The organism is Marinobacter salarius, from assembly GCF_032922745.1.
GTDB lineage: Bacteria > Pseudomonadota > Gammaproteobacteria > Pseudomonadales > Oleiphilaceae > Marinobacter.
Genome location: NZ_CP136693.1, coordinates 498,093 through 513,064, shown reverse-complemented (window position 1 = coordinate 513,064; position 14,972 = coordinate 498,093). Strand labels below are relative to the sequence as shown.

At 58.3% G+C, this 14,972-nt stretch carries 13 protein-coding genes; 2 read left to right on the top strand and 11 right to left on the bottom strand.

Annotated elements, in window-relative coordinates:
• Positions 1-28: 28 nt before the first annotated feature.
• The 5 genes from R1T46_RS02395 to R1T46_RS02375 all read right to left on the bottom strand — a co-directional run bounded on the left by R1T46_RS02395 (position 29) and on the right by R1T46_RS02375 (position 6,076).
• Positions 29-1,204, bottom strand: a complete 1,176-nt coding sequence (locus tag R1T46_RS02395) for an ABC transporter substrate-binding protein (RefSeq protein WP_317307199.1) — start codon at positions 1,202-1,204, stop codon at positions 29-31.
• Between the two features lie 236 nt (positions 1,205-1,440).
• Positions 1,441-2,901, bottom strand: a complete 1,461-nt coding sequence (locus tag R1T46_RS02390) for a benzaldehyde dehydrogenase (protein ID WP_317307198.1) — start codon at positions 2,899-2,901, stop codon at positions 1,441-1,443.
• Positions 2,902-2,931: 30 nt separating this feature from the next.
• On the bottom strand, positions 2,932-4,497 hold the full coding sequence (locus tag R1T46_RS02385) for a GMC family oxidoreductase (protein WP_317307197.1): 1,566 nt from the start codon (positions 4,495-4,497) through the stop codon (positions 2,932-2,934).
• Between the two features lie 15 nt (positions 4,498-4,512).
• Positions 4,513-5,109, bottom strand: a complete 597-nt coding sequence (locus R1T46_RS02380; RefSeq protein ID WP_317307196.1) for a gluconate 2-dehydrogenase subunit 3 family protein — start codon at positions 5,107-5,109, stop codon at positions 4,513-4,515.
• Between the two features lie 55 nt (positions 5,110-5,164).
• Entirely contained in the window at positions 5,165-6,076 is a 912-nt protein-coding gene (locus R1T46_RS02375; protein ID WP_317307195.1) for a transporter, read from the bottom strand.
• Positions 6,077-6,414: 338 nt separating this feature from the next.
• On the opposite strand from R1T46_RS02375, the gene R1T46_RS02370 reads away from it, so the two are divergent.
• The gene (locus R1T46_RS02370; RefSeq protein ID WP_317307194.1) at positions 6,415-8,313 is read left to right on the top strand and encodes a sigma-54-dependent Fis family transcriptional regulator; all 1,899 of its coding nucleotides are present in this window, start codon (positions 6,415-6,417) and stop codon (positions 8,311-8,313) included.
• A gap of 46 nt (positions 8,314-8,359) precedes the next feature.
• On the opposite strand, the gene R1T46_RS02365 is transcribed toward R1T46_RS02370, so the two are convergent.
• From R1T46_RS02365 to R1T46_RS02345, 5 genes are all read right to left on the bottom strand, one after another.
• Positions 8,360-9,286: a methyl-accepting chemotaxis protein gene (locus R1T46_RS02365; RefSeq protein ID WP_317307193.1), complete on the bottom strand. Its 927-nt coding sequence runs from the start codon at positions 9,284-9,286 to the stop codon at positions 8,360-8,362.
• A gap of 165 nt (positions 9,287-9,451) precedes the next feature.
• Complete coding sequence (locus R1T46_RS02360) at positions 9,452-10,240, bottom strand: alpha/beta fold hydrolase (protein ID WP_317307192.1); 789 nt, start codon at positions 10,238-10,240, stop codon at positions 9,452-9,454.
• Positions 10,241-10,254: 14 nt separating this feature from the next.
• On the bottom strand, positions 10,255-11,457 hold the full coding sequence (pcaF, locus tag R1T46_RS02355) for a 3-oxoadipyl-CoA thiolase (protein WP_407070162.1): 1,203 nt from the start codon (positions 11,455-11,457) through the stop codon (positions 10,255-10,257).
• An 8-nt stretch (positions 11,458-11,465) separates the two neighbouring features.
• Positions 11,466-12,242, bottom strand: a complete 777-nt coding sequence (locus tag R1T46_RS02350; RefSeq protein WP_286749953.1) for a CoA-transferase subunit beta — start codon at positions 12,240-12,242, stop codon at positions 11,466-11,468.
• Positions 12,242-13,057 (bottom strand): CoA transferase subunit A, encoded by an 816-nt coding sequence (locus R1T46_RS02345; protein WP_136633519.1) that lies wholly within the window; start codon positions 13,055-13,057, stop codon positions 12,242-12,244. Before R1T46_RS02345 ends, R1T46_RS02350 begins: the two co-directional genes overlap by 1 nt.
• 197 nt (positions 13,058-13,254) lie before the next feature.
• On the opposite strand from R1T46_RS02345, the gene R1T46_RS02340 reads away from it, so the two are divergent.
• On the top strand, positions 13,255-14,034 hold the full coding sequence (locus R1T46_RS02340; RefSeq protein ID WP_317307191.1) for an IclR family transcriptional regulator C-terminal domain-containing protein: 780 nt from the start codon (positions 13,255-13,257) through the stop codon (positions 14,032-14,034).
• Between the two features lie 2 nt (positions 14,035-14,036).
• On the opposite strand, the gene R1T46_RS02335 is transcribed toward R1T46_RS02340, so the two are convergent.
• The gene (locus R1T46_RS02335; protein ID WP_286749950.1) at positions 14,037-14,939 is read right to left on the bottom strand and encodes a LysR family transcriptional regulator; all 903 of its coding nucleotides are present in this window, start codon (positions 14,937-14,939) and stop codon (positions 14,037-14,039) included.
• Between the last annotated feature and the right edge of the window lie 33 nt (positions 14,940-14,972).

Below are 14,972 nucleotides of genomic sequence, written 5' to 3'. Positions count from 1 at the left end.
CTTTCGCCGGGGGATTCAGAGCCCGTGCTTAGAGCTTGCAGCCACGGGCAGGGTCTTCCAACGCTTCGGCGGCGATACTCTGCACCACGTTCACGCCATCTTTCACTTCCCGCAGGTAGATGTTCTGAATCGGATTGTGTGCCTTGGAGAAGGTGAATTCTCCACGCGGGCTATCGATGGTCAGCTTTTCCATGGTGCTGATCACGGCCTGCTTGTCTGAAATATCACCCTCAAGCTGGTCGATGGTGTTGGCGATGGCCTGGCCCGCGTCGTAGCCCTGGACCGCATAGATGTCCGGGTAGTGGCCGTACTCGGTGTTGAAGGCTTCGCGGAACTCCTGGTTTTTGGGGACATCCAGTTGTTCTGCGTAGTGAAGGCCGGTCATCACACCTTCGGCAGCGTCGCCCTGGGCCTGCAGGGTGCCTTCAGTAAGAAAGCCGGAACCCAGCAGCGGAATCTCGCCGCGCAGGCCCATGGCGTCGTAGTCCTTCACAAATTTGATGGCGCCACCACCGGCAAAGAAAGTGAAGACCGCGTCAGGGTTGGTGGCGGCGATGTCGCTGACGTGCGACTGGAAGTTGGTAGACGGGAACGGCAGCAACACCTTCTCGACAATTTCACCACCACCGGCGGTAAAGGATTCTTCAAAGGCGTCGAGGCTTTCACGGCCCATGCCGTAGTTCCAACTGATGGCGTAAACTTTCTTGTAGCCCTTATCCAGAGCCACTTTGCCCATGGGGTAGGACGGCTGCCAGGATGAGAACGATGTCCGGAAGATATTTGGTGCGCACAGAGGGCCAGTGGCGGCCGCGGATCCGGCATTCGGGATAATCATGATGGTGTCCTTGCCGCGCAGCATCTTGATCATGCCCATGGCCACGCCGGAATGAACCGGGCCAATCACGAAGTCCGCTTCGTGCTGATTCAACAGCGAGGAAGCCAGCTCCGGTGCCCGTGAAGGTTTGGCTTCAGTGTCCAGCTCGATGTACTCAATGTCAGCACCGTGTAACTGTTCGGCGTGTTCTTTCAGGGCCAGTTTCAGGCCATCGCGGCCGGCTTCGCCCAGTTGTGCGTAGATGCCGCTGAACGGAAGCATGAGTCCGACCTTTACCGGATCGCCAGCGGCCGCCAGGGCAGACGTTGAAAGCCCGGCGGTAAGGGTGGTTGCCAGTACAGCACCGGCAAGCGTTTTGATCCTGCTCATTTCAACACCTCAGATTGTTGTTGTGGGTTCTGTCATTAGAGGCGTGAAGGGGCTGCGGAGATATCCGTTTTCTGCACAGAGGTGTCCGGTGTTTGCAGAGGGATCCACTGAATTGTGGAGTTCAGGCACTTGAAACATAAAAAAAGCCCGAAGAGCTGCGGAGCTCCTCGGGCAAGAGCAGATCGTCCCCTCAGGGATCGCCACTCAACAAGGAAAAGCGGAGTTCAGGTCGATTATCAGAAAGGGTATTGGATGCCTTCTTCCATAACGCTGACCCACTGGCTGGTGGTGAACTCTTCAATGTTTGCCGGTCCGCCAAAACGGCCGCTGTTGCCAGAACTGCCCATGCCGCCGAAGGGCACCTGGAATTCGTTGTTCACTGTTTGATCGTTAATGTGGACCATTCCCACCTGAATTTGATTGGCAATTTTCAGAGCACGCTCTGTTGATCCCGAATGGATGGCAGCCGCCAGACCATACGGTGATTCGTTCACCAGAGCGCAGGCGCTTTCATCAGAGTCGAAGGTCATCACTGGCGCAACCGGGCCGAAGACTTCTTCGGAGAAAACGGGCATGTCCGGGGTGACGTCTGCAATGACGGTGGCCTCGTAATAGTTGCCGTTACGTTTTCCGCCAACGACGATTCTGGCGCCCATCTCGACTGAGCGGTTGACGATGTCCTCGACACGTTTTGCCTGAACCTCGTTGATCAGGGGGCCGAGGTGAACCTGTTCCTGCGCTGGGTTACCGTAAGCAAGGTTCCCGGCGCGAGAGGCTAGGCGTTCAATGTACTCATCAGCCACCGAGCTGTGGACCAGATGCCGCCCGGTCTGCATACAAATTTGCCCCTGATGCAGGAACGAGCCCCAGGCCCCACAGGAGCTGGCGATGTCCAGGTCCGCGTCCTCAAGCACCACCTGAGCGTTGTTGCCGCCGAGTTCCAGTGCCGCTTTCTTTAGCATTCGGCCACAGGTTTCACCAATCTTCTTGCCCACGGCGGTTGAGCCGGTGAATGAGATCATCTTGACCAGCGAGTGCTCTACCAAGGCCTGGCCGACTGCTGGCCCGCCTGGCAACACGTGAAATACACCCTTCGGGAGCCCGGCATCTTCCAGAACCTGTGCCATCAGCACACCACCACAAATACTGCTCTTGGGATCGGGCTTCAGTATCACGCAGTTACCCATGGCCAATGCAGGGAACACAGACCGCATGGCAAGAAGGATAGGGAAGTTCCAGGGGGCTATAACGCCCACGGTGCCAATGGGCACTCGCTTCCAGTAATTCCGCTTCCCAGGCATGTTGGATGGAAATATTTCGCCACTGGGTTGCATGGGCAGAGCGGCTGCCATCTGGGCCTGTTCATAGGTGGCCTGCAACTCCCAGTCCGCCTTCGGGCCTATGGAACCGCACTCACGGGTGTTCCAGCCGTTGATCTCGTCAGCCCGCTCCTTGAGCAGGGCCGCTGCTCTGCGCAGAATCTCTGCTTTCTGGTCAAACGGAACGGCCATCCACTGCTTCTGGGCCTCGTTGGCAATCTTGGCGGCCCGGTCAACATCAGCCGGGGTGGCCGCTTTCAGTTGTGAAATGACGTCTCCGGTTGCGGGTTCCATAACGTCAACCTGCTCGCCTTCCCCAATCTGCCATGAGCCCAGGAAAAGATGCTGTTGCCACACAGGGTTTACTGGCATGTCCATGGTATGTGCTCCTAAACGCTTTTATCGTAATCAGGCATGGGCCCGGTTGATCTGGTCGCTGATGTAATGGGCCAGTGCGTACACGGTTTCCGAAGGGTTGTAGCCGATCGATGTAGGCAGCAGGCTTGCATCCACGATGTAGAGGTTTTTCACCTCGTGGGTTTCACCCATGGGCGAAACCACCGTGGTCTTTGGGTCCGCGCCCATGCGGCAGGTGCCTTGAGGGTGGAAAGACGTGTAACGGTAGCGCGCCGGTTCATTGTCGAGGCTATCGATCACCGCATCGATCTGATCCGCACTATCGATGGTCAGTTTCTGGGACGTGGGGATATAGAGTTGCTTGGCGCCGGCGGCAAACAGCACCCGGGCATTGGTTTTAAGGCCTTCCTTCATAATCTCGAAGTCGGCATCGTCCACGAAGTATTTGATTTCCTTGACGCCGTTCTTCCAGTTCACCTCCCCCACGTTCTGGTCGTGGATGAGGGTAATAAGGCGAACGGTATTCCGGTATTTCGACATGTAGGACGCGTAGGGTTTGCCGGTGCCCGGCTCCACCTGGAAGCTGGCCTCTACCGGGTCCTGAATGGCATCCAGTAACAGGTAACCACCGTCCTTCGGCATGGTGTACTTGTCCATGTACAGCGAATGAGTGGCGCCGTAAAAGTTGTCGACATTCTCCTCGAACATACCGGTGACCGACATGGTGGGGTGGCAGGCGAAGTTCTTGCCAACCTGGCCGTTACCATTGGCCAGATTGCTTTTCTGCAGCAGGATGGGCATCTGGATCGGTCCGGCGGCACCGACCACAATCGGGGCATTAACCCTGAGTTTGCTTTTGACGGTCTTGCTTTGTTGGTCGACGATTTCCGCCAGCACGCCGGTTGCCTTTCCATTTTCCGCCAGGATTTGCGTGGCCCGGGTGTCGGAGTAGATGGTTGCACCGTAGGCCACGGCCCAGGGCAGGTAAGTAATGAGCATGGACTGTTTGCGATCCGACTTGCAGCCGGCGAAACAGAAGCCGGTCATGGCGCAGTTGCGGATGTTGCGTACGGCATTGCCCTCCGGCAGGTTCAGTCTCTTCATGCCGCTCTTGAGCAGTTGGGCGCCGGGGCTGGTTTCAAAGGCCTTGTTGGGGGAGATGCCGAGATTGGCCTCGACTTTCTCGAAGTATGGGCGCATGACCTTGGGAGTCAGGTTTGTCAGCCCGAACTCTTTTGCCCACCGGTCCAGATAATAGTCAGGGGTGCGGAAGCACAGTGCGGCATTTACAACGGTAGAGCCACCCACACAGGCCCCCTGCAGGATCGAGATGTCACCGGCGGAATTGGCCTGGCCGCCTTGGTCCGCGTAAAGCTGGTCCATGGACACGGCCATCATTTCGGTGAATTTTTCGGAAGGCACGTAGGGGCCGGCTTCCAGAACCACCACTTTTTTGCCCGCCTTCGCCAGCTCATAGGCGGCAATGGCACCGCCAGCGCCAGAACCGATGATCACTGCGTCTGCATTGAGTTCAATGTTCTCACTGGTGACATCAGACGCCTGGGTTACCTGCAAACCGTGGGCAGGCACGTTTTTAGCCTTGATTGTGTCTTGCATGATCTACTCCCGCCTTCAGCTTTTCGGTAGAGGGGCGTTGCCCAACGATTCCAGGTTCCATTTATCCGTTACCGGGCCGCCGTATCCCAGGGGCTCCCAGGTGGGAGGGTTCGCCCAGTAGGCCAGACCAACCAGCTTTTTCAGGCCCATGGCAAGTGCCCGGTGGGGCACCTCATCGGAATCGGCCCAGGTGTCACAAAAGGCTGCGGCTTGCTTGTCGGATAATTCCACAAAGGGCTTGCCATACTCGGCTTTGGGGCCGTCATTGAAGTAAGCGATACCACCTTTCAGACCTTCCAGGATATGGGGTTCCATGGTGGCCAGCAGTGCGGCATCCAGAGTCTGCATCACTGGAATCTCGCTGGCGGGAACCAGGCCGGTGCCCTCGCTCGCCAGCGCCACCTGCATCAGTCGGTGCATGACCTGGTATTCGCTGGCGGACATGACCTTGATACCTTCGGGCATGGACGCGAACGCATTCGCTGCACCCAACAGCCCGGTACCGATGGAGGCCGCCACCGCAAGTCCGCTGGCGGCCTTCAGGAAGCTGCGGCGGCTTAAGCGATTGATTTGGTCGATGGCTTCTTTGGTCTCTTCGCTCATCTGACTCATAGTCTTCTCCGGAATCATTGCCTGGGTTAGCAGGCTCTTTCTTGTGAATATGGGCTCAGAATACCTTCAGTACGCGGAAGTTCACGCGGGTATCCTCTTCGAACCCGTTTTCCACGTTAATGTCCTGGCCGGCCTGAACCTGCAGTTGCACGGTCGGGTCGACAAAGGTGGCATAGGTGGCCAACCAGCGGTTGGTGTTGACGCGGTCGTCCTGATCCTGTCCGCCAACGGTGGTTTCGCCTCCAAAGGAATGGTAGTAGGAAAGGGCAACATGGCTTTGCTTGGATAACAGGTAACGCAGATGACCCTGCAGGCTTTGGGCATCTTCCTGTTCGCGTTCGAAGCCCAGGAAATCGTCATTGTCTCCATACACGGAATACTCCGCGATCAGGTCCAGGACCACACTGTTGCTCAAATGTTTGACGTAGGCCGCCTGAAAAATGCCTTTCCAGCGGTTCTCGCCAATGTTCACCGGCCCCTTATTCTCATCGTACTGGCCAATAGGCACAGAGGCGAAAGCGGACAGGCCAACCCATTGCTGATTATCGGGGTTATTGAGAACCCAGGCAGTTGCACCAACGATAGGGTCGCCGACACCGCTTTCCGACGTGGGCTGAAGTGGGCCAAACGGTTCCTCCAGTTCCACCTTGCCGAAAGGCACAATGATCTGTGGGTCCACAATCACACCACCAATGTCCATGTAGTGAACGAAACGGGCGAGACCGATGGTGGTATCCAGTCCAGCATCCACGGGCACCTTGTCGCCATTGGCGTAGACAGTATCGCGGGTGGCGTACTGGCCATAGAGGATGCCGAGGTTCACGCCCGCAGGCAGTGGCGTGTAGTCGCCGGGGTCAGTGGCAATTTCGGCTGCTTGGGTCGTGGCGGTGAAAAGGCCGGTGGCAAACACTAGGGCAGAACCCATGGCAAATGATTTGGATGGTATGTTCTTTAAGGTCGATCGCATGGTTGGTCTCCAGATTTCGTGTTGTTTTTGTCAACGCGAAAACGGATAGCGATGATCGTGCCAGTAATTTAAGTTTATGAAAAAATGTTTTAATTCATAAGTCTAAGTGGTTGTGGCTATTTGGAGAGGGGGCTGGGCGAAGTCATGAATGTCCCAATCCGAGAAACACCGAGACACTGTCTCATAATGAGACAGTGCGTGGCATACCAACGAATTTCCACGCAATCGTTACAAATAAACGTGTTAAAGTTTCACGGGTATGACAACAAGAGCCGACATGGCCAGAACGCAGGGTCGCATCAAACGAAGATAATCAGCCCTGCGAGAGAGGTAACATTATGAACGCCATTATTCCTGCCGACCACAGGCGAGCCAAGGCACGTGAAACGTTTTTCGAACATGGTCAGATTCCAACGGGCTTGATTGACGATGCTATTGTCAATTCCTGGCAGCGTTGTTCCGCAGCGAGCAAAAACGTCAGTGAACGGGTTCAATTCGACACTGTGTCCAGAAGCGGTCTGTTGGAGCTCATGGACAGCAACCAAATCCTGCTGGAGGCGGCCACCCAGCCGTTGGAACAGTTAGGCCAGACCGTTAATGGCGCCGGCTATTCCGTCCTACTGACGGATGACAAAGGGGTTGCTCTGGCGGCGCGACGTTCGGGGCGATGCGCTAACACTCTGATTAACGGTGCGTTCCGGCAGGGCGTCAACCTTTCCGAGGCGACCATCGGCACTTCTGCGATGTCTTGTGCCGTGTCAGAACGGCGTCCTGTACTGGTCTCTGGAGTTGAGCACTACCTGCATGCCAACCGGGTATTCAATTGTGCGGCTTCTCCCATTGTCGACCCCATGGGCCGGGTACTAGGTGCCATCGATATTACCCGTGGTAATCCGCTGGAGCCGGGAAGCGCTCTTTCGTTGGTGCAACAGTGTTCGGCTCGGGTCGAACGCCAGTTGATGGGGATGTTGTCGCCCTGGCTCATGGTCAGCCTAGGTTGGGAACAGAATGATCTTCGTGCCTCTGGTGATCTACTGGTAGCGCTTGGGCAGGAGGGGCAGGTGCTGGGTCTGTCGCCGCGTGTGCGTGAGTTGACGGGGCTGGCCTCAACGGATGAGACGTTGTGCTTTCAGGATCTGTTTGACCTGCGCTTTGATGAGCTGGTCGATGGGTTTCGTGGTCGGAAGCAGCCGATGACGGCCAGGATGCACTCCGGGCTGTCATTTTCGCTTCGCCCGGTGAATACCGATGCTCGAAAAACCGTCAGGCGCAGTTCTGCGAATCCTCCGGCGAAGCGTTTGCCGGACTCCACGGATTTTGGTGATCCTGCCATCAGCCGTCAGGCCACCCTTGCAGGCAGAGCGATGGAGAAGGGATTGCCGGTGCTGATACTGGGAGAGACCGGAACCGGGAAGGAAGTGATGGCGAAATCGCTTCATAGTGGCAGCATGTCTTCCTCCGGCACGTTCGTTGCCATCAACTGCGCCGCCATCCCGGAGTCGCTGATTGAAGGCGAATTGTTTGGCCATGCCGAGGGTGCCTACACGGGTGCTCGGCGAGGGGGTGCTCCTGGCAAGATTGAGCATGCGGATGGTGGCACCCTGTTTCTGGACGAAATTGGTGACATGCCGTTGGGACTTCAGTCGCGGTTATTGAGAGTGTTGGAAACTCGGGAAGTGACCCGTCTCGGAAGTGCAACACCGAAGCCGGTCCGTTTTCAGTTGATCTGCGCAACCCATCGGAACCTATCGGAAGCCGCCCAAAACGGGGATTTCCGCGAAGACCTGCTCTATCGCATTAAAGGTATGACAGTACGCTTGCCAAGGCTGGCGGAACGTTCGGACCTGCAAAACTTCATTGTCGACCGGTGCCGGGCTCTGACACAGGGCAGTCGCGAGCTCTCACAAGACTGTCTGGATGGATTGATCCGTTACGACTGGCCGGGAAATGTCCGTGAGCTCATTTACGCTCTGACCCATGCCGACGCACTGGCGGAGCCTGATGAAGTGCTGGAACTTTGCCATTTGCCGGAAGAAATAGCGGCCCCGACAACCGTGGCCGTTGGAAGCAATCGTACGGTGAATAGAGGCGGTACCCTCAAGTCCCTGGAACGTAATGTTATTGACGAAGCGCTGGCTATTGAGGGAGGCAATGTCAGCCGGGCAGCGAAACGGCTGGGCATTGGTCGAGCGACACTGTATCGCCGCTTCAAAGCCAGCAGTGAGAACGGGCCCTAATGTCTGTGGTTGTCACTCGGCGGAGGGAAGGGCCCGGCAACACGGATCAGCGTGCAGTACTGAGGTCGGTATAAAGCTGATCGGTAAGCTCGCGCTGCACCTGCAAGCGCTCGGTAATTCCCTGCACCACTTCCATTCGGGCCACGGCCCCGGCCTGAATATCCTTCATTGCCTGTAAGGCTTCACCGGACTGGCCCAGGCACTGGTTGCACGACTCGCGGATTCTCTCCATGCCATTGCCCGCGTCCACCGACGTGGTTGTCAGGCTGTTGGCGATGGCGCGAATGCCTTCGCTGGATTCGTTGGCACGAACCGCAAGATGGCGCACTTCGTCTGCCACCACGGCGAACCCCCTGCCATGTTCCCCCGCCCGGGCGGCTTCAATGGAAGCGTTCAGGGCCAGCAGATTGGTCTGTTTGGCAATATCCTGAATGTTGCCGACGATGGTGCCAATTTCCTCGGACTGTGTACCCAGTTGTGTGAAGACCTCGTCAATGCGTCCCATGAAGTCGGCCAGCTCCCGGATGGAGGCTTCGGAGTCGGAAATGCAGCTGGCGCTGTGGGTGACCTTGGCGCCCGATGCCTTGGCGAGTTTGCCGGCCTCGCCCATTTCTTCCAGGATGACCTCGACATTATTGCGCAAATCGTCGAGGTGGCTGATAAGCATGGGGTCGGGGGCTAACGGTTGCTCTTGCAGGTTGGTTTCCGGCACCGGCTCTGCGACAGGTTCCGGTACGGGCACCGGTATTTCCTCACGGACGGTGATAACCTCTGGCTGCCATTTCACGCAGAGGGCGAGAGCGGCGGCAACAAGACCCAGGGTCAGAGTTGCGGCAACAACCTGAAGGAGGCTGCCTGCCGTGGCAAGCAGCAATACGATGCCCACTAACGCCAGGATCAGTGCGCCGTAGATGGGAGTTTTGGAGGTTCCGGAGTGTGTCGGTTCCTGTTCGAACGCGAGGGTGTCGGCCATAGTGGTGTTTCCGCAGGGCAATAGTTCTGATTGTGCTGAAACGCTAAGGCTTTTTTGGCGGCGCCACTATCCGCTGAGTGCAGAGGTGTGTCCGTATAGTGAAGTTGGGTGCTGGCGAGAGTAAAAGCCAGGCCGGGAGACGAACGGGCCTGGCTTTTATGTCGATCAGGCCAGGTTGTTGACCAGGATCTGGGTTAGCTTGTCCGGGCACTCAACGGAAGGCACGTGGCCAACCTGCTCCAGAATGACCGGCTCCACCGCGCCGCTGACGTCGGCCAGCGCCCTCAGGGTGTCTGGCGGTGTGGCCACGTCGTCGGACCCTCCCACCAACCGGAGTGGTACGCGTTGCTCGCCAAGCATTTTGCGGAAGTCGACCCGCCCCAGCATTTCGCACAGCAGGGCATAACTACGGTTATCGCCGCGCCCCATGATCACGCGCCAGCCTTCCACCAGCGCTGGTTGCTGTTCGCAGACGGCGGGGCCGAACCAGCGCGGCACAATATCCACCGCCATGGTGCTCAGGCCCAGTTCCAGAACGCTCGCAGAACGGGTGTTCCAGGCGTCGGGGGTGCCGATGACGGCTCCGGTGTTGGTGAGTGTGGCGGACAGCAATCGGTCTGCATGCATGCTGACGAGCTGTTGGCCAATCACGCCCCCGATGGACGTGCCCGCGAAGTGGAAACGCTGTGCCTCGGCGGCAGTGGCGAGTGCGAGGGCCTCCTGTGCCAGATCTTCAGGGGCGATCTGGTCACTGGCCTCTGGCCAGGCCGCGCTGGCGCCATGTCCTGGCAAGTCCCAGGTGAGTACCCGGAAGCTGTTCAGCAGTGCAGGGAGCATGTCGTCCCACACGGCCTGCGTCATGCCCAGGGGGTGTGCCAGCATCAGCAGCGGTTTCGCGCTATCACCGAGCAGGCGGTAACAGACAGTGCGGCCGTTATGTTTCAGAAAAGCCATGGTAGCTCCTTGCCTCAGACGCGTTCGATAAGTGTTGCAATACCCTGGCCGACGCCCACACACATGGTGCAAAGCGCGTATCGGCCGCCGGTGTGTTGCAGCTGGTGGGCTGCCGTTTGCAGCAGTCGTGCGCCAGACATGCCCAGTGGATGCCCAAGGGCGATGGCGCCGCCGTTCGGGTTGACCCGGGGGTCGTCGTCGGTAACGCCCAGTTCCCGTAGTACGGCCAGTCCTTGCGCGGCAAAGGCTTCGTTCAGTTCGATCACGTCGATGTCGTCAATGCCGATGCCTTGCTTCTCCAGCAGTTTTCGAACGGCGGGGACCGGGCCAATGCCCATAATACGCGGTTCCACGCCGGCCGTGGCCATGCCCAGGATGCGGGCCATGGGTTTCAGGCCGTGGGCTTTTACCGCGTTTTCACTGGCAACCAGCATAGCCGCGGCACCATCGTTGACGCCGGAGGCATTGCCGGCTGTCACGCTTCCGCCTTCCCGGAAAGGGGTTGGCAAGGAGGCGAGTTTCTCCAGGGTGCTTGCACGGGGGTGTTCGTCGGCATCGAATACCAGCGGGTCCTGTTTTCGGCGCGGTATGGATACCGGCACGATTTCTTCTGCGAAGCGGCCTTCCTTCTGTGCCCGGGCGGTTTTTCCCTGGGAACGGAAGGCAAACAGGTCCTGATCTTCCCGCGACACCTGGTACTGCTCGGCGACGTTTTCCGCGGTTTCCGGCATGGAGTCGATGCCGTATTGCTTCTTCATCAGCGGGTTCACGAAGCGCCAGCCGATGGTGGTGTCTTCGATCTTCTGACCCCGTGAAAAAGCCGAGTCGGCCTTGCCCATCACATAGGGCGCACGGGACATGGATTCCACGCCGCCGGCCAGCACCAGCTCCATTTCGCCGGCGCGTATGGCACGAAAGGCGGTGCCCACTGCGTCCATGCCGGAGCCACACAGGCGGTTTAGGGTAGTGCCGGGCACGGAGGTGGGCAGGCCTGCGAGCAGGGCAGACATCCGGGCGATATTGCGGTTGTCTTCACCGGCCTGGTTGGCAGACCCCATCATCACCTCGTCGATGGCAGCGGGGTCGAGTTCCGGGGCCTGTTCCAGTACAGCCTTGAAGATATGCGCCGCGAGGTCATCGGGGCGAACGCTGGCCAGGGTGCCGCCGAAACGGCCAATGGCCGAACGGCGGGGGTGGCAGAGATAAACGTCAGTCATGATAGTCCTCACTGTTGGCCGGCATGATGTGCATGTGTGCGCGCTTTCAGGTCACGCAGGATGTCCAGCTCTTTGGCACTGGGTTCCGGCGTTGTTTCCAGCTGTTCTGCAAACCGGATCTCCCAGCCAGTCGCTTCGATCACTTCTTCCCGGGTTACGTTCGGGTGTAAGGATGTGACCACCAGTTCTTTGGTGTCCGGATCGGGCTTGAGAATGCACAGATCGGTAATCACCACCGTGGGGCCGCGACCGATATTAGGGACATTATCCCGTGCGGTGCCGTCACGTCCAAAGCCAACGGTGGTGACGAAGTCCACGTCCTTCACGAAGGTGCGTTTGGAATGCTTCACGGTAATGAACACTTCCTTCGCGTTGGTGGCAATCTCAGGGGCACCGCCACCGCCTGGCAGCCGCACTTTCGGTTCGCGGTAGTCTCCAATCAGGGTGGTGTTGAGGTTGGCGAAACGGTCGATCTGGGCGGTGCCCAGGAAGCCGACACTGATGTGGCCGCCCTGGAGCCAGTAGCGGAACATCTCCGGAACGCCGACGGTGGTCAACGCCGATTCGCACAGTTCGCCATCACCGATGGACAGTGGAAGAACGTCCGGCTTGGTCTGCAGGGTGCCGGATTCGTAAATCAGGGTGACGTCGGGCGCGTGGGTCAGGCGTGCCAGGTTGGCGGCTTCACTGGGCAGGCCGATACCGACGAAACAGGTCATGTCGTTGGTCAGTGCGCGGGCGGCAGTGACGCTCATCATTTCCGAAGAGGTAAATTCAAGGCTCATCACGCAGCTCCTTTTTCAAATACGTTGTCTTTCAGCCAGCTCTGGAAGGTTTCCCGGTCCCGGGCAATGCCGTCCCACTCTTTGTAGAAAGCGTTGTCGCGGTCGTAATAGCCCAGCGCATAGGACGGGCTGGCGCCTTTTGGGGCCTCGGCAATGGCCGTAACCGCCCAGGACGGCAACACGCAGGCGTTCACGGAAGCGCCCAGATCGTCCACCACTTCTTCAACGGTGACGATGCTGCGCTTGGCGGCTAGAACCACTTCTTTCTGGATACCCACAATGCCTTCTATCAGTACATTGCCTTTGCGGTCGGCCCGCTGGGCATGAATCACAGCAACGTCTGGACGTACCGATGGCACGGCGGCCAGGCGCTCTCCGGTGAACGGGCACTCGATGAATTTGATCTGGTCATTCACCTTTGGCAGATCGCTGCCCACGTAGCCACGGAGCACTGCCAGTGGCAGGCCGGCAGCACCGGCTTCATAGGCGCAGGCCATGGCAGCGTGGCTGTGCTCCAGGATCTCCAGTTTATTCGGCCAGCCTTTCTCGACGGCATCTCGCAGGCGATGCAGTGAGCCCACGCCTGGGTTTCCGCCCCAGGAGAAGATCAGTTTTCGGGCGCAACCCGCACCGATCATCTGGTCGTACACCAGATCCGGTGTCATGCGGATGAGTGTCAGGTCGCGCTTTTCCTGGCGAATGATTTCGTGGCCCGCAGCGAAGGGGATCAGGTGCGTAAAGCCTTCCATACAGACCGTATCGCCATTGCTGATATAGCGGCTCACGGCTTCCTTGAGAGAGAGAAATTCAGCCATCACGGAATCTCCAGTGCAGTGCATTGTTGAAAAGTTCGATATACGAACATAAGTTTAATATGCGAACATAATGACTCGAAGGTTTTGTCGTCGTCAAGTACAAATTTTCACCAGTTACCAAAAATGCACGGATGTTCGGATAGCGAACGAGCTGTTACCATTCGAACAGGCTGTGTTCAGGCGAGTAAGGAGCAGGAATGGACGATCAGGTTCTCAGGCCCGGAGACCGGGATTATGTAGGTGCGCTGGCGTCAGGGCTGGAGGTGTTGCAGGCGTTTGACGCTGAGCATCCACGGATGACCCTGAGCGAGGTGGCGACACGGACGGATATGGACCGGGCCAAGGCGCGTCGTTTCCTGCTTACTCTTCACGCGCTGGGGTTCGTAAAACGTAACGGCCGACAGTTCGAGTTGACCCCTCGCGTCTTGCAGCTGGGCTATGCCTACCAATCGTCGAATCAGTACCGGGCGGTAATCCAGCAATACCTTGAGGACGTTACGGCCGAGTTGGGTGAGTCATCCTCACTGGCGGTGCTGGACGGTGACGATGTGGTGTACGTGGTGCGCTCATCGGCCCGACACCGGCTGATGGCTATTACCCTTTCTGTGGGCACACGTCTGCCGGCGGCCTATACCTCTATGGGCCGGGTGCTGCTGGCGCAGTTGCCGGAAGCGGAGCTGGAGGCGTTACTTCTTCGGGTGAAGCTCGAGCCCTATACGGCTTCTTCCATTACCAATGCCAATGCCCTGAAGAAAGACATCGCGAAGGTTCGGGAGCAGGGCTATTCGATTGTGGATCAGGAGCTCGACTCAGGCCTTCGTTCCGCTGCGGTGCCGGTGTTTGCCGGCAATGGCGAGCTGCTGGGCGCGATCAATATCAGTACCAATGCGGCGCGGGTGGATATGGAGACACTGATGGGGGTGTATTTGCCCCGGTTGCAGCAGGCGGCCGAGGCGGTACGGCGAACGACCCGCTGAAATCACGGATACCGGCCCGTCAGCCGGTTTTCCACCAGCTCATCCAGAATCGTGTTCGCCAGCCGCATGACCGCATTGGGGTTTTCTCCCCGTCGCCGTGACGCAATAACCGGTACGCTGATGTTGTCGTCTTCCAGGGGCATATAGTCCACTCCCTCCCGGTGCAACCGCCGGACCTGCTCCGGCACCAGGGTAAACCCCATGTCCGAAGCCACCAAGGAGAGCGCCGTCTGCACGTCGTTGACTTGCTGCATCACGTTGACTCGCAGGCCTCGGCGGTGGAAAAGGCCCTGGGTCAGATCGGCGAAGTTCGGTCCCGGGCCGGACGGGAAGGTGATCATCGGCCATTCCGACAGCTCCTTCATCGATGGCGGATGCCGGGTCAGGGGGTTACCAGCAGGAATGGCGGCAATCATGGGTTCGTCAAACAGCAGTTCCTGCTCAACGTCCGGGTCTTCGATGCGCACCCGGCCAAAACCGATATCAATCTTCCCCGATTTCAGCGCATCTACCTGCTCCCGTGTTTTCAGTTCGTGCAGGATGATTTCCAGGTTCTTGTTGCGCCGCAGGCGTCTGACCATCAGTGGCAGTTGCCCGTAGAACACGGAGGGGACGAAGCCGATGGAAAAAACGGTTTTGCGGTGTTGGGCGATCCGGCGGGTGTCGCTGACGGTTGCGGCCATCTTGCCGAGAATCTGCCGTGCCTGCTCAAGAAAGTATTCACCGCCGGTCGTTAATACCAGCCCCCGGGGCTTCCGGATGAACAGCGCAACCCCCACTTCTTCTTCCAGCTGTTTGATGGCACGGGTCAGAGGTGGCTGGGCGATAAACAGCTTTTCCGCAGCACGGGTGAGGTTCAGTTCCTCTGCCACCGCCACGAAGTAGCGCAAGTGTCTCAGCTCCATCCATACCTCCAGGGTATCGCTTCGTACTTAATC

Bases quoted from the DNA above. Each gene is read 5' to 3' on its own strand.
- R1T46_RS02395 (WP_317307199.1), bottom strand. From the start codon at position 1,204: ATGAGCAGGATCAAAACGCTTGCCGGTGCTGTACTGGCAACCACCCTT.
- R1T46_RS02390 (WP_317307198.1), bottom strand. From the start codon at position 2,901: ATGGACATGCCAGTAAACCCTGTGTGGCAACAGCATCTTTTCCTGGGC.
- R1T46_RS02385 (WP_317307197.1), bottom strand. From the start codon at position 4,497: ATGCAAGACACAATCAAGGCTAAAAACGTGCCTGCCCACGGTTTGCAG.
- R1T46_RS02380 (WP_317307196.1), bottom strand. From the start codon at position 5,109: ATGAGTCAGATGAGCGAAGAGACCAAAGAAGCCATCGACCAAATCAAT.
- R1T46_RS02375 (WP_317307195.1), bottom strand. From the start codon at position 6,076: ATGCGATCGACCTTAAAGAACATACCATCCAAATCATTTGCCATGGGT.
- R1T46_RS02370 (WP_317307194.1), top strand. From the start codon at position 6,415: ATGAACGCCATTATTCCTGCCGACCACAGGCGAGCCAAGGCACGTGAA.
- R1T46_RS02365 (WP_317307193.1), bottom strand. From the start codon at position 9,286: ATGGCCGACACCCTCGCGTTCGAACAGGAACCGACACACTCCGGAACC.
- R1T46_RS02360 (WP_317307192.1), bottom strand. From the start codon at position 10,240: ATGGCTTTTCTGAAACATAACGGCCGCACTGTCTGTTACCGCCTGCTC.
- pcaF (WP_407070162.1), bottom strand. From the start codon at position 11,457: ATGACTGACGTTTATCTCTGCCACCCCCGCCGTTCGGCCATTGGCCGT.
- R1T46_RS02350 (WP_286749953.1), bottom strand. From the start codon at position 12,242: ATGAGCCTTGAATTTACCTCTTCGGAAATGATGAGCGTCACTGCCGCC.
- R1T46_RS02345 (WP_136633519.1), bottom strand. From the start codon at position 13,057: ATGGCTGAATTTCTCTCTCTCAAGGAAGCCGTGAGCCGCTATATCAGC.
- R1T46_RS02340 (WP_317307191.1), top strand. From the start codon at position 13,255: ATGGACGATCAGGTTCTCAGGCCCGGAGACCGGGATTATGTAGGTGCG.
- R1T46_RS02335 (WP_286749950.1), bottom strand. From the start codon at position 14,939: ATGGAGCTGAGACACTTGCGCTACTTCGTGGCGGTGGCAGAGGAACTG.